Genomic DNA, 20,053 nt, shown 5'->3' with positions numbered 1-20,053 from the left:
CACCCCTTACAGTTCAGGTTTTGCTTTATGATGATCTGTTGCTTGCTCAAAAGCGTGAGCCACGCGGTACACTGTTCCTTCGTCAAAGTGCTTGCCGATGATTTGCAGTCCTAACGGGAGGCCATTTGCAAATCCACAAGGCACACTGATTCCTGGAACGCCTGCAAGGTTAACAGGGATCGTTAAAATATCGTTTGCATACATGGTTAGCGGGTCGCTTGTCTTTTCACCAATGTTAAATGCAGGAGTCGGTGTTGTTGGTCCTACAATGACATCATACTTTTCGAAAACATCTTCAAAGTCTTTTTTGATCAATGTACGGACTTTTTGTGCTTTTTTATAGTACGCATCGTAATATCCTGAGCTTAGCGCGAATGTACCAAGCATGATGCGGCGCTTCACTTCGTCTCCAAAGCCTTCAGAACGAGTATTTTTGTATAAATCAATGAGATTGTCTGCATTATCTGTACGGTAGCCATAGCGGATGCCGTCAAAACGAGCAAGGTTTGCAGATGCTTCTGAAGAAGACAGTAAGTAGTAAGTCGCAAGCGCATATTTAGAGTGCGGAAGAGATACTTCTTCCCACGAAGCACCAAGTCCTTCTAATACTTTTAACGCTTGAAGAACAGATTCTTTTGCTTCCTCGCCAACGCCTTCGCCAAGGTATTCTTTCGGCACAGCAATTTTCAAGCCTTTGATGTCGCCAGTTAATGAAGAAAGAAAATCTGGGACATCGACATTTGCACTTGTTGCGTCCATTTGATCGACACCTGCAATCGCTTGAAGAACATATGCGTTGTCTTCTACATTACGTGTAATCGGACCAATTTGATCTAATGATGAAGCAAATGCGATTAATCCGTATCTGGATACACGGCCATATGTCGGCTTAAGACCGACAACCCCGCAGAAAGATGCCGGCTGACGAATAGAACCGCCTGTATCTGAACCAAGTGAGAACGGTACTTCACCTGCCGCAACAGAAGCTGCTGATCCACCACTTGATCCGCCTGGAACAGTGTTTAAATTCCACGGGTTTTTCGTCGCTTTGTAGCCTGAGTTCTCCGTAGAAGACCCCATTGCGAATTCGTCCATATTTAATTTACCGATTGTGACTGCTTCAGCGTCTCTTAGGCGGTTCACAACGGTTGCATCATAAATTGGATCAAAGTTTTGCAGGATTTTACTTGAAGCTGTAGTACGCAAATCCTTTGTAACAATGTTATCTTTCACACCGATCGGCATACCGAACAATAGGCCAAGCTCGTCCTTTTCACCAACTGCCTCGTCCAATTCCTTTGCATACGCACGTGCTTTCTCTTCGTTCAGTGCAAGGAATGCTTGTACTTTTCCGTCTACTTCATTGATTCGTTTATAAGACTCGTCCACTAAATCAGAAACAGACAGTTCCTTTTTATGTAAAAGCTCTTTTAATTCAGAAATTTTGTGATCAAACAGTGACATGTCTCGGGCCTCCTTTAGTCCAAAATTGATGGCACACGAATATAGCCGTCTTTATGATCAGGCGCGTTTTTGACGACTGCCTCAATGGAAAGACCTTTATTCGGAACATCTTCTCTCATGACGTTTTTCATTTTTAATACGTGTGTAGTAGGTTCAACGTTTTCCGTATCTACCTCGTTTAACTGCTCTGCAAATGAAATGATGCTATCAAGCTGTTCTGTAAACATCTCAGCTTCTTCTTCTGTAATCGCAAGCCTTGCTAAATGGGCAACGTGCTTGACTTCTTCTATTGAAATTCTTGACATGCAGGTTCACCTCCAAAAATGATGCGTACTCGTGGTCATGATCATAAGTCATATACACTTTATCATATCAAATTTTACTGTTCTAAAGCAACTTTACGCAGGTGCCGTGAAAGGTTCGTTCCCTTGAAACCGTCTTTATAATCAAATCGATAAAAGAAATATTCATCAGGCGACTTTTATTTTTCAGAAAATTTTTACTTTTGTTTATTTTTGTAATCGCTTACATATTGATTCTTATCATCGATCGGTACATTTTTTCTTCAAAATGAAGAGGTTTAGGCAGGTTGATCACTTGGGAATACTCTGTTAGGTTAAGTAACCATAGCAGTGAGCGGGACAGTCAAGCAAAAAAGCTGCCTTCGCACTTCTGTATATTTTGATTGAGGTGATGTCAAATTAATACGAAAAAGGTGAGAACACAAAATGAGTATTGAAGTTACAATTTCCTTATCTATTTATTTTATCGGGATGCTTGCCATTGGTTGGTATGCATTCAGGAAAACACATAATTTAAATGATTATATGCTTGGCGGACGCGGGCTTGGCCCATTCGTTACAGCCCTTTCAGCAGGTGCTGCCGACATGAGCGGATGGATGCTGATGGGTGTGCCAGGTGAAATGTATAAAACGGGTTTATCGACAGCCTGGCTTGCGATTGGTTTAATCGTTGGTGCTTACTTGAACTACCTCATTCTTGCACCTCGTTTACGTTCTTATACAGAGATTGCGGATGATGCGATTACGATTCCTGATTTCTTTGATAAACGCTTCAAAGGTTCATCTGCTTTATTAAAAGCTGTTTCAGCCGTCATCATTTTAATTTTCTTTACGCTGTATACATCGTCTGGGATGGTATCAGGCGGACGTTTATTTGAGTCAGCATTCGGTGCTCACTACATGTTTGGACTGATTTTGACGTCAAGTATTGTCATTTTGTATACATTGTTCGGCGGATTTTTGGCAGTGAGCTTAACGGACTTTGTCCAAGGAGCTATCATGTTTTTAGCATTAGTGCTCGTGCCGATCGTTGCCTTTACACAATTAGGCGGACCTGTTGCTACATTCCAAGATATTCAACAGATTGACCCTAAATTGCTTGATATTTTTAGAGGAACGAGCGTCATTGGCATTATTTCCTTCCTTGCTTGGGGACTAGGTTACTTTGGACAGCCGCATATTATTGTGCGCTTTATGGCCATTACGTCCGTTAAAGATTTAAAACCAGCACGCCGAATCGGAATGAGCTGGATGATTATTTCAGTGATTGGATCACTGTCTGTCGGTTTAGTGGGTGTTGCCTATGTTCATGAAACGGGTATGAACCTTGCTGACCCTGAAACCATCTTTATCGTCTTTTCTAAAGTATTGTTCCATCCATATATCACTGGATTTTTACTTTCTGCCATTTTAGCTGCGATTATGAGTTCAATTTCGTCTCAGCTGCTTGTCACAGCAAGTGCCATGACAGAGGATCTATACAGAACGTTCTTTAGAAAAACAGCATCAGACAAAGAGCTCGTCATGATTGGCCGGATGTCTGTACTCGTTGTCGCTGTGATTGCTCTCTGCCTTTCACTTAACCCAAGTGATACCATTCTTGACCTTGTCGGTTATGCGTGGGCAGGATTTGGTTCTTCATTTGGTCCAGTCATCTTGCTTTGCCTATACTGGAAACGAATGAATCATCACGGTGCCCTAGTTGGAATGATCGTTGGTGCGGTTGTGGTTCTGACATGGATTACAACTGGCCTCAACCATGCGACAGGTATTTATGAAATGATTCCAGGCTTTACGCTTAGTGGATTAGCTGCCATTATTGTGAGCTTGTTGACAAGTAAGCCGTCAAAAGCATCAAAACAGCTTTTCAACAAAATGGAAGATCATCTTGAGGAAGAAACAAAATAAAGAATTGAAGAGTCATCTGCCCTATGCGGATGACTCTCTTTTTAAATAAAATAAAAAGCTTTTCTTTCTTCAGAAACTGAATAAAATAAGAGTTGTGCAGCCATATGGGCTGTGAGAAGATCATATACATGTTGTGAAACGTACATGAAGTGAAGGAGCGATACGCATGTTTTGGACAATTGAATGGGATACAGTCTTAAAATTAGCCGTGGCCACCTTAATCGGTCTGATTATCGGGCTTGAACGAGAGCTGAAGAAAAAGCCCCTCGGCTTAAAAACGTGTATTGTCATTGCTGTCAGCTCCTGCGTCTTAACCATCATCAGCATTGATGCAGCCTACAATTTCCCTCGAGTCTCTAAGCTTCAAATGGACCCACTCAGGTTACCGGCGCAAATTATATCAGGTGTTGGTTTTATTGGAGCAGGTGTAATTCTTCGAAAAAGCAATGATGTCATCTCAGGTCTCACGACTTCTGCGATGATCTGGGGAGCAGCAGGACTTGGGGTTGCAACAGGTGCAGGGTTTTATAAAGAAGCCTTCCTCAGTCTTTTCTTTATTCTCATTAGTGTTGAATTTCTACCATGGCTCTTCCAGCGGATCGGACCGATTCGCCTGCAGGAAAAAGAAATCCGCATCAGAATGTCTCTTTCTGATCGAAACCGCATGACCGATATTTTAAAAGAAATGAAAGCCCTCAATATCCGTATTCATTCTGTTCGAATTGATGATTTAAAGGAAAAGGATTATCCGATCATGGAAGTACGCGTACGTGTGCATAAAGACCGCTATACAACCGATGTGTACTTTGATATTAAAGATCTAGAAGGCGTCGTTGGCGTGAAGTGTGATACGGTGTAGTCATAAAAAACCCCTTGCTGTTTGACACAGCAAGGGGTTTCTTTTATCGGGCCAGCTGTTGAAAGTCAAAAGGAGTAATTGGTGTTTTTTGCTCAATTTCCTTTCGAAAACATGACAGCATGGCTTTTTGGTCAGAAGTCATTGTTTGGAGATCAAATGCTTGATGTAAAAGCCCATAAATAAGCATATGACGCAGCATGAGAAAATCAGGAATTGTTGCCAGCCACGCGTCATCAAGCTCATTTTCCTGTCGATAGCCTTTTAGAAAATGACTCATAAATTCTGCCGTAAATTCAGCTTTATCATCATATGGAATCACTGGATACCAAAGAACATTGTATAGCAAAATACTAATATCATTGATAAACCAGTGATATCCAATATCATCAAAATCGAATGCGATAATCTCTCCTTGATGATAATGGAAGTTTCCATGATGCAAATCAGCATGCACCAGCCCATACACATCCTTCGAAATTCGGAGCTGGTGAAGCTTTTGCATCAGTTCATCTTTTCTTCGCAAAACAACCGTTTGATCAGACGGAATATATTGATCCAGCTTTAATTGCTCCTCTTCATACCACTCTTGACGCTTATAAAGAGGATCTTTTACTTGATATCGTTTTGTTATTTGATGCATTCGTCCTGTATAGGACCCTAACGCTTCAAACAGCTTCCCATTCCAATCTCCTTCATTCACTTTTCTCCCTGGTGCTTTTTCATACACACGAAGTAAAAATGCGCCTCCGGCTTGATCAGGAATGGTTTCAACGTCTTTTCCTCTTGCTGATGAAATCGGCTTTGCTACGGAAATACCATGATGAGCCAGGAATCGAATCCAGTCCATTTCTCCTAAAATATATGTGGGTGAACGACGAATGGTATGGGTGATTTTTAATATATAATTCTCCCCATTCATTGCCTTATATTCATACACATAATTTTCTGCATCGGCTAGAAATGTGACTTGGTCAAGCTGAAAGTCATACAAATGAGCCGCTTTCTTTAAGACTTTCTGTTCATCGTATCGTGCTTTTACTTCTTTATGCATGCTGATTCTCCTTTATCGTCTTTTTAAATGTTCTTGACGGTAATCAGCATTATACGAGCATCAACATACCTGCCTTTCTTCTTGGTTTCTCCTAATATTTTGACAAGAGTTTGGAAATCCCTCTTATTTAGTCATATATATGAACAGTCGGTTCTTTGTCTTCAGCATTTTTCGTAATCAAGGCTTCTTGTTGATCAGAAGATGTAATGTTGATTTCGATATTGGTACTCTTGTAGTAATCCATGACTTCACCGGTTAAATATTGTGTGAAGGCTACGACTTCCGTTTTTCCATAGAACTGCATTGGAATTTCGATTTTCATTTTTTGCAGGTTGCCGTTTTTGTAAAAGCCTTTTCCTACAACACCAGTGTAATTCGGGAAGTAGTCTTCGACCTTTGTCTTGAAGCGGTCAAATCGCTCTGAATCATCTTTGTAGCTGCTTTTCGCATTATCTGAAGGGAAGAATACATTCTCCTCATCGATCGTATCCCAATTTCCGATATCAGCGGAGCCTGCTTTTACATCCGTTTTGGCGATAAAGTTACCTGGAACGATAGATGATTTTGGTGCTTGCTTATAAAGGGCAATCATGACAGGCACTTTTTGCAGTCCGTCCATTTGACGAATGCGCTTGATCACTTGTTCAGCGATTTTTTCACCCTCTGCCAAAAGTTTCTTTGAATTTTTCGATGAATCGATGGTCACCTCTTGCTGAGGGTCACCGATCTTTTCACGGTAATAATAAACAGAGTTCAGTGCAAGACCAATGACAACTCCGCCAAGCTGTAAGCTGTTTTTGTCTTTTCTAATTAAGTAATTATGCTCTAGCATCGAAGCTAAGTAGATGGGACTATTTTCATTTTTAGACTTTGTTGAACCTGAGTTTGGAAGAGCAGGATTTAAGCCTAGATTCTTAAAGTCTTTATCATCTTTTTCTGCCTTTTTCAGATCACTGCCTGTTTTTTTGCGTGCTAGCCAGCTGAGAACGGTGTCCTCATCTAAATGCTGTCCTTCTTGGAAAAGATAGTCGTTTGTATTAAATGACTCTGTTGCGAGGCGCATGAGTCCTGTTTCAAATTCATCAATGTCCAAGCGTGTGTTGAGACGCTCCGCTGTTAAACCTCTCGCAGCTCCTTGTTTAAACGGCAGCACCATTTTGTAATAGGAATCTGAGATATTGTACATCGGGATGATGGCTGTTTCCTTTGTTTCCTTCGTTTCATCCGTTTTTTGTGTGACCTCTTCCTCTTCCTTTCCCCCAAAAGGTGCACACGCTGACAATACCAGTGTGAGCATTGTCAGCAGCAATAACAACTTTTTCAATAGAAAACACTCCTCTTATTTCTTTAGCTCCTCGAGCATTTTAGCTTCGTCCCAAATTTCAATATTGAGTTCTTCTGCCTTTGTCAGCTTACTCCCCGCTGCTTCTCCGGCAATGACTAGATCTGTTTTTTTACTCACACTACCTGCCAGCTTGCCGCCTAACGCTTCGATCGCTGCTTTTGCATCGTTTCGCGCCATTTCTTCTAACTTTCCTGTCAGCACAATGGTTTTTCCTGCAAAGTAGGAATCACTTTCTTCTGCTTTTACCGGCTTTGGCCCTGTATAGGTCATATTGACTCCAAGCTCTTTTAGTTCGTTCAGCAGATCGAGTATTTCTTCTTTCTCAAAGTACGTGACGACGGCATCAGCCATTTTTTCACCAATTTCGTCGACTTCAAGTAATTGTTCTTTCGTTGCTTGCTTTAATTGATCGATGTTTTCGAAATGCATCGCCAAGGTCTTTGCCGCTTTTGAACCAATAAATCGAATGCCGAGTCCAAATAGTAAACGCTCAAGAGAGTTTTCTTTCGACTGCTCAATCGAACGCAGTAAATTGTCGACAGATTTTTCGCCCATTCGTTCAAGCTGAATGAGCTCTTCTTTCGTTAAACGGTAAAGGTCGGACACACGAGAGACTAGCTGTTCCTTAAAGAGCTGTGTAATGACCCGCTCGCCAAGCCCATCAATATTCATTGCATTACGGGAAACGAAGTGAATGAGTCCCTCACGTATTTGGGCAGGACACTCTGGATTGATGCATCGTAAGGCCACTTCGCCTTCGATTCGCACCAGCTCACTATGACACTCTGGACATTCAGTTGGCATGTGAAACGGCTTTTCTTCGCCTGTACGCTGATCGACAAGGACACCTGCGACTTCAGGAATAATATCGCCGGCTTTTTTCACAATCACTTGATCAAACAAGCGAATATCCTTTTCTTTGATCAAATCTTCATTATGAAGAGATGCACGCTGCACTGTCGTCCCTGCTACTTTGACAGGCTCAAGAATCGCTGTTGGTGTAATCACGCCTGTTCGCCCAACGCTTAGTTCAATATCAAGCAGCTTCGTTACGACCTCTTCAGCCGGAAACTTGTACGCAACCGCCCAGCGCGGGCTTTTTGCTGTAAAGCCGAGTTCTTCCTGCTGAGCCAGTGAATCGACTTTAATGACAATTCCATCGATTTCATATGAAAAATCGGCACGCTTTACTTTTAATGTTTCAATAAGGTCGATGACTTCTTCGATCGTTTGGCACATCCGTCTTTCTTTGTTTGTTTTAAAGCCAAGTTCGTCGAGAAGATCAAGTCCTGCGCTTTGCGTTTCAACACCAATTTCATCAAGCTCCGCTATACTGTAGACGAATATATCAAGGTTTCGTTTCGCTGCAATTTTCGTATCAAGCTGACGAAGTGAACCTGCAGCCGCATTACGCGGGTTTGCAAACGGCTCTTCTTCGTTTTGTATTCTTTTTTCATTTAATGCTTCAAAAGAAGGTTTTGGCATAAATGCCTCGCCTCTCACTTCAATCGACAGAGGGCGTTTGATTTTAAGCGGGATGGAACGAATCGTTTTGAGGTTTTCAGTAATATCCTCCCCTGTTGTTCCATCTCCGCGTGTCGCTCCTCGGACAAACACGCCATTTTCATAACGGAGAGAAACAGCGAGTCCATCAATTTTCAGCTCGACATTGTATGCGATATCGTCACCGACTGCTTGACGAACCCGGCGGTCAAAATCAAGAAGGTCCTGTTCATTAAACGCATTCCCAAGGCTGAGCATCGGTGTGCCGTGACGCACTTTTTGGAAGGCGTCTAAAACAGCGCCGCCTACTCTTTGTGAAGGAGAATCTGCTGCTTTTAAGTCAGGGTGTTCTTCCTCCAGAGAGATCAGCTCACGCATCCGCGCATCATATTCAGCGTCAGGAACACTTGGACGATCAAGTGTATGATATTCGTAGTTGTATTGATTCAAAATCTGGTGCAGTTCCTCGATCCGGCGTTTCGCTGCTTCTTTATCCATCTGCTTCTTCCTTTCAATTCAACCGTTTTGTCCTATCAGTTTATTGCTTCTCGATTGGTGCAAATGCTGCGAGAAGACGCTTAATGCCTGTAGGGCTTGGGAACGCAATGTCAAGCTCTGTGCTGTCTCCGCTGCCTTTCACACTGACAACCGTACCAACGCCCCATTTTTTATGGGCCGCTTTATCGCCCACAGCCCAGCCAATACTGCCGCCGCCTGTGTTTTGAATCGTTTGTGTTTGCGGACGTGAGACGGGTCCCCGTCTTTGCGGTCTTTCTCTTGTTTGGCCAAACGGTGTTTTTGTTTCTTTTTTCTCATTTAGGTTGTCCAATAAATCGGCTGGTATTTCTCGAATGAATCTAGATTCAAGATTCATGTTTGTCCGGCCGAAAAGTGTTCTCATTTTCGCACTTGATAAATAAAGCTCTTCTTCAGCCCGTGTGATGCCTACGTAAGCGAGGCGGCGCTCTTCTTCCATCTCTGCATCTTCCATTAATGAACGGCTGTGCGGGAAGACACCTTCCTCCATTCCCATTAAGAAAACAACAGGGAATTCTAGACCTTTTGCGGCGTGAAGTGTCATTAAGATAACGGCATCCTGATCTTCTTCTTCATTCTCATCCAGCTTATCAATGTCTGCGACGAGGGCGAGATCTGTCAGGAAGGTCACAAGTGACTTGTCTTCATTTTGTTCTTCAAAGTTCTTAGTGACGGATAGAAACTCGTCAATATTTTCTAAGCGGCTTTGTGCTTCAATCGTTTTTTCGAGCTTCAGCGCTTCACGATAGCCAGTTTTCTCTAGAATTTCTTCTGTTAATTCAGTGACAGATAAATAGTCCTGCATGTTCGTCATTTGATCAATGAGCTGTTTGAACTCATCAAGCGCATTGGCTGCCCGTGCACTCAGTCCAATGAAATCCACCTGACCAAGTGCTTCAAACATAGACAGGTCATTCATCTCCGCATATGCTGCAATTTTATCAACAGATGTCGCACCGATTCCGCGCTTTGGTACGTTGACAATTCGTGCAAAACTAATATCGTCATCTGGGTTTGCCACTAGGCGTAAGTATGCCAAAATGTCCTTGATCTCTTTTCTGTCATAGAACTTTGTGCCGCCGACAATGTTGTATTGAATGTTGGCTTTCATTAACGTTTCCTCTATGACACGAGACTGGGCATTTGTCCGGTAAAGGATCGCAAAATCGGATAATTTGCGCTTTCCGCTCTGATGAAGCTGACGAATCTTTCCTGCAACAAATTGACCCTCACCAAATTCATTATCTGCACGATAATAGGCGATCTTCGCTCCTTCATCATTTTCTGTCCAAAGATTTTTCGGCTTCCGGTTTGCATTGTTTTGAATGACCGTATTTGCGGCATGCAAAATGCGTTTCGTCGATCTGTAATTTTGCTCAAGCAGAATCACTTCACTGGATGGATAATCTTTTTCAAAGGAGAGAATATTTGTAATATCCGCTCCGCGCCAGCGATAAATAGACTGATCCGAGTCACCGACAACACATATATTTTGAAAGCGCTGCGCGAGCAGTTTCACAAGCATGTACTGTGCTCTGTTCGTATCCTGATACTCATCCACATGAATGTATTGGAATTTCCGCTGATAGTGCTCTAATACTTCAGGAATGCGCTCAAACAGACGAATTGTCATCATAATTAAATCATCAAAGTCGAGTGATTGGTTTTTGAGTAAACGCTTTTGATAATCTGTATAGACATCGCTGACCACTTGATCATAGAAATCACCAGCTGTTTTGGTGTATTCCTCTGCGTCAATGAGTTCGTTTTTTGCACTGCTGATTGATCCTAAAATACTGCGCGGGTCGAACTTTTTAGGATCGATATTCCGTTCTTTTAAAATGTTTTTGATGACTGAAAGCTGGTCAGATGTGTCTAAAATAGAGAAGTTGCGATTCACACCAATGCGGTCAATATCACGTCTTAAAATGCGGACACACATGCTGTGGAACGTAGAGATCCAGATGTCATCAGCGCCAGGCCCTAAAATAGCTTGGACACGTTCACGCATTTCACGTGCTGCTTTATTTGTAAATGTAATCGCTAAAATGTTCCACGGAGCCACATGCTTTTCTGCCATTAAGTAGGCAATTCGATGTGTGAGCACCCGTGTCTTCCCGCTTCCTGCTCCTGCCATCAACAATAAAGGACCGTCTGTTGCTTTGACTGCTTCTTTCTGCGCGTCATTCAGCCCTTCTAATAGATGATTCGATATTTCATTCATTCCATTCACCGCCAATTCGAACTTATGTTCTATTTTAACCCGTTTCGTCTTATTTGACTATGATGACTTTTTGACTGCATCCACTGTCTTTAATGCTTCTTTGAAATTGTCATAAATGACGTTTCCTACAACCACGACGTCTGCATGCTGGGAGAAGTCTTTTGCCTGCTTAGCGTTCTTAATGCCGCCGCCATAAAAAAGAACTGTTTCATCAAGCACTGCTTTTGTTTCTTTGACAAGCTCTATGTCTCCAAGCGTTCCGCTGTATTCCAGATAAAAAATGGGCAGCTTCATCAAATGCTCTGCCACTCTTGCATATGCCCTGACGTCATCGATATCCAGCGCTGTATTTGCCTCTGTGAGCTTGGCCGCTTTACAATCTTCATTTAAGATGACATAACCTTCAGGCACAATCTCTTCCATTGACATCAAATCACCGAATTCCTTCATCGCGTCTTTATGAAGCCCAACAATCCAGTCAGGGTGAGAGCTGTTTAAAACGGTTGGGATGAAATACAGATCAAAGCCAGGCACAATCATCTCATGTGTGGAGATTTCGAGCACACATGGCACTAGAAACCGGCGGACCTTTGACATCAATTGAAGCACGTTGTCCTCTGTCACATGATCACTTCCGCCAATCAATATGGCATCCGTCCCAGATTCGCAAATCGCTTCTAGCTGTTCATCGGAAATTTCTTTATTTGGATCGAGTTTAAAGACATGCTTCCACTCGGTAACATCATACATGAAAAACGTTCCTCCATTCGTTTCATTCCATTTAAATATTATAACAAAATCAAAGGCCGCAAAAAATGGGTAACCTCCTTTAGCTAAAAGTTTCATTCTTTTGAAAATGGGTGGCGTGATTTAAAGATTTAGAAACAAAAAAGCAGATGCTAAGCATCTGCTTTCTTAATAAATGAACACAGTTTTTTTATTTTTCAAGTGGAGCAACTTGTGCTGTTGGTGCACCACATAGCAAGAAAAAGCCAAATAATACAGGAGGTGATACCGCAATTCCAGTTAAAGTTAGGAACCCTAGAACACTTAACCATTCACCTTTTTCAATAGCCTTTTGAACCTGATTTAAAGCCCCCTTGGTTATACCAAGAGCATCTTCAAGACAACGTTGAACAGTGTTTTTTTGTGTAGTAGCAATACCTTTTTGTTGATTCATATAGTTCGCAAAAGCGATCATGCCTTCTTTTTGATAAACTGGGTATGAAGCTTTTTCTAATTCCTTTTCGTTAACAACATAACCTACTTCGTCATCAAAAACTAGAATTTCAGTAAAGATATACTCTATTTCAGCTACAGATTTTTCAATTTGTTCTTTTGTTAACCCTTTCAATCCAGCCTCAGGATTTACTGAATTTTCAGCTGATGCTACTGGCACTATTGTTGCAATAGAAAGTAATAAAGCCAATGTGAATACAAATAATTTTTTCAATGTATAAACTCCCCTTTTTCTTAAAATAACCTAACAAAAAACCATAAATTTGATTTTATGGTCATTTTTGATAATAAAATATAGTGTTAGTTTGGTTTTCGTTTTAAGGTAGAAATAATTTGTTTTTACATAAATAGTGCTACTTTTTTCGCAGAATTATAAGACTGTTAAAACCACAAATGAGATTCCCCAAGTTAATACTCCAAATAAAATAAAATATTTTATAAAAAGTTCAAAATTAGTGAGCTTCCTCTCATTTCTAGTTTTCTTCAGTCTCCAATAAAAAGCATATGCGCACAACACAAGTACTATATGGCTCAGTTCAGACATTTTTTCAAAAAAATACAAATCCGCCATTTATAATTCATCTCCAATATAGTTAATTTATCCCATTAAAGTATATACAAATATACATTCGTTGCACATCCTGCTATGTTCTTAATTTTAGTTTATTATAATAATTGATATTCTTTAATTTATCTTCGATACCCATTCATAATTTCAAATCTCGTTAATTAGCTACAGTTAAAATTAAAATGAAGCAGGTGACCCCATTGAAAAGAACGATCACATATGAACAAAATATAGACATCGGATACATCTATATCACCCCGCAAGCGGAGCATATGAAAATCAAAGAAACCATTGAATTAGATGTCAATGAATGTGTCAATGTAGATATCGATCAAGAGGGCCGAGTGGCTGGCTTGGAGTTATTTGCACAAGAATCCGAAGTGCTGCGGAACGTACCGGTTTATGAGGATGATCTTTCTTTACGTTTGACGAATCAGGAAATTCTCTCAACCTATCAACTGTCAGGCGTTGAATTCCAATTCTCAACACCTGATCACAATAGGCTGATCGGTTTTACTATTGTCGATCCTCTTCGCTATAACATCACAAGAAAAAAACCGTTTTGATCTTTCAAAACGGTTTTTTCAAACTATTGTCTCGCTTCATTAAAATAATGGACGGATGTCATGGCCCCTTCGTCGACCATTTTGTTGTCTTGGATATCTAATGGATCTGGGTGGCCGGCTTTTTCAGGAATCTTTTCATCTGACCGGAACATGCTTGCCCATTTTTTCAGATGCTGTTTATTTTTTACCGCTAATAACACAGCTCCTCCAACCCCTAATCCTGCAAGTACATACGCATTTGGACGCTTATTCATGTATGTTCCCTCCCCTTATGATCTTATTTGTAAGTTACCCCGCCTTTTCATTTCTAAACGTCACAATATGCTGGTGTGGTTTCTCTTTCATTAAAAAGTGGAATAACAACAGCAATGAAAGAGAAAAGAGGGGATCTTCGTGACAACAACTTTAATTGTCATCGGCGCATTGCTAGTCATTTGTTTGATCATTCCAATCATTCTATTGATCTGGATTTGGATGAGGGATGAAAAACAAGAGGAACATTCAGTTCTGCGAAATTATCCGGTCATTGGAAAGCTGCGGTTTATTTTTGAAAAAATAGGACCTGAGCTTCGCCAATATCTGTTTCTGAATGACCGAGAGGAGCTGCCCTTCTCAAGAAGAGAATACGAGCAGGCGGTCATGTCTGGAAAGTACAAAAGCCGGACAATGGGCTTTGGATCAAAACGTGATTTTGACAAGCCAGGCTATTACATTCGAAACGTCCTGTTTCCAAAGCAGCGAGATGAACTACGAATCGATCAATCTGAAAAAATCAAAACAAAAGTGTATCAGATTGATCAAGACAATTTACTGCGAAGAAGTGAACATTTCAAAGAAGTCGAAGCAAATCCTTACTTTCTCCATCAAGAGGATGTACAAGTCATTGGCGAACACACATGTCAAAAGCCTTTTCATGTGAAAGGACTGATCGGTCAATCTGCCATGAGCTACGGCTCCTTAGGCGACAGGGCGATTACAGCTCTATCCTCAGGATTAAAAATAGCCGGTGGGACGTGGATGAACACAGGTGAAGGCGGGCTTTCTCCTTATCACCTCAAAGGCGGCGCAGATATCATTTGCCAGATTGGGCCCGGTTTATTTGGCGTTAGAACAGAGGATGGCGCATTTTCCTTTGAAGAATTCAAGAAAAAAAGCGAACACGAGGAAGTCAAAGCCTTTGAACTCAAGCTGGCACAAGGAGCAAAAACACGCGGCGGTCATATTGACGGCGAAAAGGTGACGGAAGAAATAGCGAATATCCGTAAATTACCGCCTCACCAATCCATTGACAGCCCAAACCGCTTTGAGATGTTCCACTCCATTCCTGACATGTTTGATTTCATTGAACAGCTTCGGAGCATAGGCGGAAAGCCAGTTGGAATCAAACTTGTTGTCGGACATAAAGAAAATATTGAAGAGCTTGCCAGCTATATGAAAAAAAGCGGGAAACACCCTGATTTCATTACAGTGGATGGCGGAGAAGGCGGTACAGGGGCGTCCTTTCATGAATTGGCAGATTCCGCAGGGCTTCCGATTTTCACGGCACTCCCCATGGTTCATCAAATATTGAAAGAATACGGTGTCAGAGATCAGGTGAAGCTCTTTGCTTCTGGCAAGCTTCTCTCGCCTGATAAAATTGCGATTGCCCTTTCAATGGGAGCTGACTTTGTGAATATTGCCAGAGGTCTCATGTTTTCAGTCGGATGCATTCGCGCCCAAGTCTGCCACACGAATAAATGCCCAGTCGGGGTCGCCACGACTGATCCAAAGCTGCAAAAGGGTTTATCGATTGAAGAAAAAAAATACCGAGTGTGCAATTATATCCTGTCTCTTAGAGAAGGTTTGTTTAACTTATCCGCAGCTGCGGGAATAGAATCGCCTATTCATTTTAATGAAAAACATATTATTTTTAGACAAGAGAATGGCCAGACAAGCGAAGTGCCGATGTTCTCAGGCACACAGCCATCTGTCTAGCTCGAAAAGGTGCGGAAACGCACCTTTTTTTATTGACATTTTCGTATAAAGTTAGCAAGCAGTAGAGTTTAAGGAAATCATCTCAAGCGAAGATGGCATCTCCTATGAGGGAGAAAGATGGTTTATGGGCGAGCTAAAGTAAAAAACAGGGGCACTTTATCAGCCCCTGCCCGCCTTTTCATAAAAAAACTGCAAACAAGTCCATTTTTCGTAAAAAGGATTGTTTACAGTGAAAGCTGCTTTATTTTGTTTCGTTATTTTCCTGCTGTTCTGCTACGCGGTCAAGAGCCATCGTATAGGCATCGTTTCCGTAGTTCAAGCAGCGTTTAACACGTGAGATAGTTGCAGTGCTTGCACCTGTTTCCGTCTCGATTTTATGATACGTGTTTCCCTCGCGAAGCATACGCGCTACTTCAAGACGCTGTGATAAAGATTGGATTTCATTGATGGTACATAAATCATCAAAGAATCGATAACATTCTTCCAGGTCTTTAAGGGATAAGATGGAGTTGAATAACTGATCTAAGCTTTTGCCCCTTAATTTATCAATTTGCATCTTAATACATCTTCTCCTTTACTATTGCCACACCGCTTCGCACGATCTTCTTCTAAGAAAGCGGTATCTTTCCTGACTAATTTTTTTAAAACCTCAGCAATGAGCTTTGAACAGATCATGACAGGTTTGGTTCTACGCTGAAAATGCCGTCAGGTTCTTTCGTAAGCCGAAGCTTCTTTATCGTAAACAAATTCGACAAGTTCTGTCATTTTCCTTGTATGACAATCTGACAAACTTGTTTGCTTCCAGTATAAAGATGACTTCTGCTTGGTTAGGTCTTCTGCCCTCATATACAGGCTTTGCAGAAAGCTCGGCGAGACCACAAATATGCGCCCCGCCTTGCTCGGGTTATTCAAAATATGTTGGCCGGTCAGCGTAACCGGCAAATTCATTTTACAATTAGAGTACTTCATTCGTCATGTCAAAGCCCTCTGCTTTGTCAACAGCTCCACATAAGATCATGATCACTTACATGGCAGTGAAGAGAACCATGGCTCACTTCTGCCCTATAACAGCAGTCAGAAATGCAGCAAAGATGATACAGCTCCACTCTGTTATATTTTAACGCATTATAGACGGAAAGAGTACAGTTTTTTTCATGACATCAAATATTCCTCTTGGTGTCACTCGAATATACGGCAAATGTGTACTTTGGAAAAAGACAAGTGTATCAATTGGGCAGTCAAATGGATAGCCGCGCTCAATGAGCAGCTCGCGTAATGTTTGTTCCTGCTGAAGAACAGTCTCAAATGGTTCAGCCGATGCACAGCCTGATAATTGCAGCGGGATTTCGTGCAAAATTTTCCCGTTCTCTGTGAGTACGATTCCTCCGCCAATTTCTTTCATCCGCTTATGTGCCAGCATCATATCTTCTTTATTTTTCCCGATCACTAAAATGTCACCGGTGAGCGAAAATGAGCTAACAAAGCCCTGCACTTTATTTGCGAACCCTTTTAGCATCGTATTCACACGCCACTCGCCTTTTCGGTCAATCAGGCTAAAGAAGCTTTGATCATGGTCACATGAGAGCTGGTTGATTGAGTTATCAATTTCCACTGTATAAGGCTCCATGATGACGGCATTTCTCATCTTGACACCTAGCGGCATAGAGAATTGCAAATCACTCATCGTGAGGTCGTAGCTTAAATCTAATGGAAGAAGCCCGCCATTTTCCCATTTTGTTTCTTGGAATTGATGCTGGTTCTCGCCATCTAATTTGAGGATAATCCCTTTAGATATCACCGTTTCAGGATTTGGGTTCATTGGATCATCTAAAATATTTATAGAAGCCAGCCGGCCTGGGCCAACAACGCCTAATAAATCATCGATTTGATGGTATTTTGCAATGTTAAATGTCGCCATATTATACGCATCAATGATCGGCACGCCTTCTTCAAGAGCAATCGAAATCAAACGGTTAATCATGCCTTCCTCATAAAAGTGAGGAGCAGCACCATCTGTTGTATAGAAAAAGTGGTCATAGTGTCTAAAATCACGCTCATGCAGTTCTCTTAAAATGTTCACTAAATCTGGGCGGATGGAAGAATGCCGCAATGAAACATGATAGCCAAGGGACAAGCGTTTTAACACATCGTCCGCATTCATCGCTTCATGATCACTGTCCGCGCCAAACAGCTTCATTTTTGTTAGCGTTTTCTCAGAAGCTCCTGGGAAATGCCCTTCAATTCGTTTTCTCTGCTTCTTCGTTTCTTGCATGCAATATAAAATGAGATCATCACCGTCCATCAATCTTGGCCAGCTTGTTAATTCGCCGCCTTGGAGGACGTCAGGATGATCAATCCATTCCTTCCGGTAGTTGACTGGCAGCATCTCATCTTCATATCTGACTTCCGTTTGAAGATCGTATCTGGACCACCAGAAATACTGAAATGGCTGCTTTTTTAATTCACATAGAGTGGAAAGCGCTTTCTTTTCATTGCTTTGCAAAAGAAGAAATAAGTTATCGCTGACCATTGTTGTTGTGCCAAATTGAGACACATATTCTGCAAGTGATTGGGGATTATAAATATGGAACGGATGCGCGTGAGGCTCTATATACCCAGGCACAATGTATTTCCCTTCACAATCAATCACACGTTTAGCTGATTTATTTTGAGGAAGCTCTGCTCCGACATAAACAATTCGATCATCATGTATCCAAATATTTGCCTTCACCCATTGCTTCAAAAACGGGTTAAGCACGAGTCCATTCGTTAAAAGGAGTGTTGGAACTAATTTTGAGTCGACTACATCGATTTGTGTGCGGATGTCATTGTTTCTCCAATTAAAAGTACGTTCGGACATTCACATACTCTCCTTCATTTGTATTAGCCCTATCGTAACATAACGAACTACGTTACGCATTAATGAAACGTTACAATTTCTTGAAATCACACTTAAAATAATTTAAAAAAGGAGATTCACCTTCAATGAAACCTAATCTCGGCTTAATGGAAGCTCTCATTAGAATTGCCTGCGGAATGACAATATGTACTGTGGCTGGATCCTTATATGCTAGAAAACCATGGAGTAAAATGCTGCTTTTGGGCATCATGTTTGGCGGTATGAAACTAGGATCTGGCATTCTTCGTTTTTGTCCAGTGACATATATGTGTGAGCAGCAGGACACACATAAAGAGAAGGCTGAGTAAGGCAGCCTTCTTTTTTTGTGATCATTTTCATCTCATTCCGCTGCTTCACACCATTCTACTATTGTACCTGCAATAATTTCTGCTGCTTCAATCACATGCTCAATGTCGATGGATTCATTCGGAAAATGGGCAAGCTCCGTTGTTCCAGGTCCAAACACGATGATCGGAATACCAGCCGCCTGTGACAGTAATCCGCCGTCCGTTCCCCAAGGGGCGGCTTCGATCTTCGGCGGCTGCTTCATGACCGCTTCATATTGTTCCTTCAATAAACCTAAAAGCGGATGATCTGTATCGATTGAACCCGGAAGCCATCTTGCACCAAACCATTCGACCTCAACAGGATGCTCTTGAAACCATTCATCTTTTTCTCCGAGTCCTGCCATCCAATTTTCTAATTCCTTCTCTGCCTGTTCTACCGTTTCACCCGGCATCACCCCGAGCCTGCCTTCCATTGTGACAAGGTCTGCTACGGAGGATGGCCAATCACCGCCTTGAATTTTCCCGATATTGATTGGGATCGGGATTGGGATATGCTGAAACAGCGGCTCAGTGATTCGCTGATTTCTTTCTTCTTCAAGTGCCGCTATATGTGAAAGGACTATCGTGCTCTTTTCAATAGCAGAAACGCCGTGATATCTTGTTCCGCCATGAGCAGCCCTTCCTTTAATATGCAGTCTGAACCATTTAGATCCTTGCTGAATCGGAAAGATTTTCATATGACTTGGCTCTGGAATGATGGCTGCATCTGCTGTATATCCTCTCAGTATGGCTGCAAGGGTGCCTGCGCCGCCGCTCTCTTCTTCGACAACACTATGAAACACGACATCTCCCTTCAGCGGAATCTGAAGCGCATGCAGTGCTTCAAGTGCAAAGAGTAAAGAAACGTTTCCACCTTTCATATCTGTTGCCCCGCGTCCATAAAGTCTCCCGTTTATGATATGCCCGCTGTAGGGCGGATATGTCCATTGTTTGTGATCACCTGCCGGGACAACATCGACATGCCCATTTAATAAAATAGATTTGCCGCCGCCTTTACCTTTCAATCGTCCGGCGACATTGGGACTCCCTTTAAAGGAACGCCTCGGGGAATAAAAATACGGGTGGTTCAGCAAGTCATCCCCGCCAATGTCCCATACGTCAACATCAAAGCCAATGGCAGAAAGTTTATTTGCTACGATTTGCTGTACTTCTTGCTCATTTCCTTGTGTGCTGTCACATTGCACCATTTGCTGAAGAAGCGTCACGGCTTCCTCCTTATGCTCTTTCATCCAGTTTCTGATACGTGTGGTTGGCTGCAAGTCGGTCA

General features: G+C 41.9%; 17 protein-coding genes. 5 read left to right on the top strand and 12 right to left on the bottom strand.

Features of this window, described 5'->3' with window-relative positions:
- Positions 1-6: 6 nt before the first annotated feature.
- The gene (gene gatA, locus MHI23_RS03455; RefSeq protein WP_342492287.1) at positions 7-1,464 is read right to left on the bottom strand and encodes an Asp-tRNA(Asn)/Glu-tRNA(Gln) amidotransferase subunit GatA; all 1,458 of its coding nucleotides are present in this window, start codon (positions 1,462-1,464) and stop codon (positions 7-9) included.
- Between the two features lie 14 nt (positions 1,465-1,478).
- Positions 1,479-1,769, bottom strand: a complete 291-nt coding sequence (gene gatC / locus MHI23_RS03450; protein ID WP_024424549.1) for an Asp-tRNA(Asn)/Glu-tRNA(Gln) amidotransferase subunit GatC — start codon at positions 1,767-1,769, stop codon at positions 1,479-1,481.
- A 423-nt stretch (positions 1,770-2,192) separates the two neighbouring features.
- On the opposite strand from gatC, the gene putP reads away from it, so the two are divergent.
- Both putP and MHI23_RS03440 read left to right on the top strand, forming a co-directional pair.
- On the top strand, positions 2,193-3,674 hold the full coding sequence (gene putP, locus MHI23_RS03445) for a sodium/proline symporter PutP (RefSeq protein WP_024426679.1): 1,482 nt from the start codon (positions 2,193-2,195) through the stop codon (positions 3,672-3,674).
- 160 nt (positions 3,675-3,834) lie between these two features.
- A complete protein-coding gene (locus tag MHI23_RS03440; protein WP_169510856.1) occupies positions 3,835-4,533 on the top strand; it encodes an MgtC/SapB family protein in 699 nt (232 codons plus the stop codon).
- Positions 4,534-4,576: 43 nt separating this feature from the next.
- Here MHI23_RS03440 and MHI23_RS03435 read toward each other — a convergent pair whose 3' ends face one another.
- The 6 genes from MHI23_RS03435 to MHI23_RS03410 all read right to left on the bottom strand — a co-directional run bounded on the left by MHI23_RS03435 (position 4,577) and on the right by MHI23_RS03410 (position 12,646).
- Complete coding sequence (locus MHI23_RS03435) at positions 4,577-5,584, bottom strand: phosphotransferase (protein WP_163115649.1); 1,008 nt, start codon at positions 5,582-5,584, stop codon at positions 4,577-4,579.
- 127 nt (positions 5,585-5,711) lie between these two features.
- The gene (locus MHI23_RS03430; protein WP_224427106.1) at positions 5,712-6,881 is read right to left on the bottom strand and encodes a CamS family sex pheromone protein; all 1,170 of its coding nucleotides are present in this window, start codon (positions 6,879-6,881) and stop codon (positions 5,712-5,714) included.
- Positions 6,882-6,923: 42 nt separating this feature from the next.
- Complete coding sequence (gene ligA, locus MHI23_RS03425; RefSeq protein ID WP_024426682.1) at positions 6,924-8,930, bottom strand: NAD-dependent DNA ligase LigA; 2,007 nt, start codon at positions 8,928-8,930, stop codon at positions 6,924-6,926.
- 40 nt (positions 8,931-8,970) lie between these two features.
- Complete coding sequence (gene pcrA / locus MHI23_RS03420; RefSeq protein WP_044335898.1) at positions 8,971-11,193, bottom strand: DNA helicase PcrA; 2,223 nt, start codon at positions 11,191-11,193, stop codon at positions 8,971-8,973.
- A gap of 57 nt (positions 11,194-11,250) precedes the next feature.
- Positions 11,251-11,943 (bottom strand): heptaprenylglyceryl phosphate synthase, encoded by a 693-nt coding sequence (locus tag MHI23_RS03415; RefSeq protein ID WP_024424529.1) that lies wholly within the window; start codon positions 11,941-11,943, stop codon positions 11,251-11,253.
- 187 nt (positions 11,944-12,130) lie between these two features.
- Positions 12,131-12,646, bottom strand: coding sequence for a hypothetical protein (locus tag MHI23_RS03410; protein ID WP_044335902.1), 516 nt, complete (start codon positions 12,644-12,646; stop codon positions 12,131-12,133).
- Between the two features lie 554 nt (positions 12,647-13,200).
- Between MHI23_RS03410 and MHI23_RS03405 the strand changes: the two genes are divergently transcribed.
- Positions 13,201-13,566, top strand: a complete 366-nt coding sequence (locus MHI23_RS03405; protein ID WP_024426685.1) for a DUF2283 domain-containing protein — start codon at positions 13,201-13,203, stop codon at positions 13,564-13,566.
- A gap of 23 nt (positions 13,567-13,589) precedes the next feature.
- Here the strand turns inward: MHI23_RS03405 and MHI23_RS03400 are convergent, their stop codons facing one another.
- Entirely contained in the window at positions 13,590-13,820 is a 231-nt protein-coding gene (locus tag MHI23_RS03400; protein ID WP_024426686.1) for a hypothetical protein, read from the bottom strand.
- 139 nt (positions 13,821-13,959) lie between these two features.
- On the opposite strand from MHI23_RS03400, the gene MHI23_RS03395 reads away from it, so the two are divergent.
- Positions 13,960-15,540 (top strand): FMN-binding glutamate synthase family protein, encoded by a 1,581-nt coding sequence (locus MHI23_RS03395; protein WP_342492286.1) that lies wholly within the window; start codon positions 13,960-13,962, stop codon positions 15,538-15,540.
- Positions 15,541-15,781: 241 nt separating this feature from the next.
- Here MHI23_RS03395 and MHI23_RS03390 read toward each other — a convergent pair whose 3' ends face one another.
- The gene (locus MHI23_RS03390) at positions 15,782-16,096 is read right to left on the bottom strand and encodes a YerC/YecD family TrpR-related protein (protein ID WP_024424524.1); all 315 of its coding nucleotides are present in this window, start codon (positions 16,094-16,096) and stop codon (positions 15,782-15,784) included.
- A 561-nt stretch (positions 16,097-16,657) separates the two neighbouring features.
- A complete protein-coding gene (locus tag MHI23_RS03385; RefSeq protein WP_342492285.1) occupies positions 16,658-18,400 on the bottom strand; it encodes an adenine deaminase C-terminal domain-containing protein in 1,743 nt (580 codons plus the stop codon).
- A gap of 125 nt (positions 18,401-18,525) precedes the next feature.
- Between MHI23_RS03385 and MHI23_RS03380 the strand changes: the two genes are divergently transcribed.
- Positions 18,526-18,747, top strand: a complete 222-nt coding sequence (locus tag MHI23_RS03380) for a DUF2892 domain-containing protein (protein ID WP_024424522.1) — start codon at positions 18,526-18,528, stop codon at positions 18,745-18,747.
- Positions 18,748-18,779: 32 nt separating this feature from the next.
- Here MHI23_RS03380 and MHI23_RS03375 read toward each other — a convergent pair whose 3' ends face one another.
- Entirely contained in the window at positions 18,780-20,045 is a 1,266-nt protein-coding gene (locus MHI23_RS03375; protein ID WP_073204129.1) for a peptidase, read from the bottom strand.
- Positions 20,046-20,053: the final 8 nt, after the last annotated feature.

This window comes from Bacillus sp. FSL M7-0003, from assembly GCF_038628485.1.
Classification (GTDB): Bacteria; Bacillota; Bacilli; order Bacillales; family Bacillaceae; genus Bacillus; species Bacillus safensis.
The sequence above is the reverse complement of the archived record's forward strand: the minus strand, read 5'-3'. Positions and strand labels throughout refer to the sequence as shown.

Coding starts and splice junctions, on each gene's coding strand:
- MHI23_RS03435 (WP_163115649.1), bottom strand. CDS start 5,584: ATGCATAAAGAAGTAAAAGCACGATACGATGAACAGAAAGTCTTAAAG.
- pcrA (WP_044335898.1), bottom strand. CDS start 11,193: ATGAATGAAATATCGAATCATCTATTAGAAGGGCTGAATGACGCGCAG.
- MHI23_RS03415 (WP_024424529.1), bottom strand. CDS start 11,943: ATGTATGATGTTACCGAGTGGAAGCATGTCTTTAAACTCGATCCAAAT.
- MHI23_RS03430 (WP_224427106.1), bottom strand. CDS start 6,881: ATGCTCACACTGGTATTGTCAGCGTGTGCACCTTTTGGGGGAAAGGAA.
- MHI23_RS03400 (WP_024426686.1), bottom strand. CDS start 13,820: ATGAATAAGCGTCCAAATGCGTATGTACTTGCAGGATTAGGGGTTGGA.
- MHI23_RS03380 (WP_024424522.1), top strand. CDS start 18,526: ATGAAACCTAATCTCGGCTTAATGGAAGCTCTCATTAGAATTGCCTGC.
- MHI23_RS03390 (WP_024424524.1), bottom strand. CDS start 16,096: ATGCAAATTGATAAATTAAGGGGCAAAAGCTTAGATCAGTTATTCAAC.
- MHI23_RS03385 (WP_342492285.1), bottom strand. CDS start 18,400: ATGTCCGAACGTACTTTTAATTGGAGAAACAATGACATCCGCACACAA.
- ligA (WP_024426682.1), bottom strand. CDS start 8,930: ATGGATAAAGAAGCAGCGAAACGCCGGATCGAGGAACTGCACCAGATT.
- putP (WP_024426679.1), top strand. CDS start 2,193: ATGAGTATTGAAGTTACAATTTCCTTATCTATTTATTTTATCGGGATG.
- gatC (WP_024424549.1), bottom strand. CDS start 1,769: ATGTCAAGAATTTCAATAGAAGAAGTCAAGCACGTTGCCCATTTAGCA.
- gatA (WP_342492287.1), bottom strand. CDS start 1,464: ATGTCACTGTTTGATCACAAAATTTCTGAATTAAAAGAGCTTTTACAT.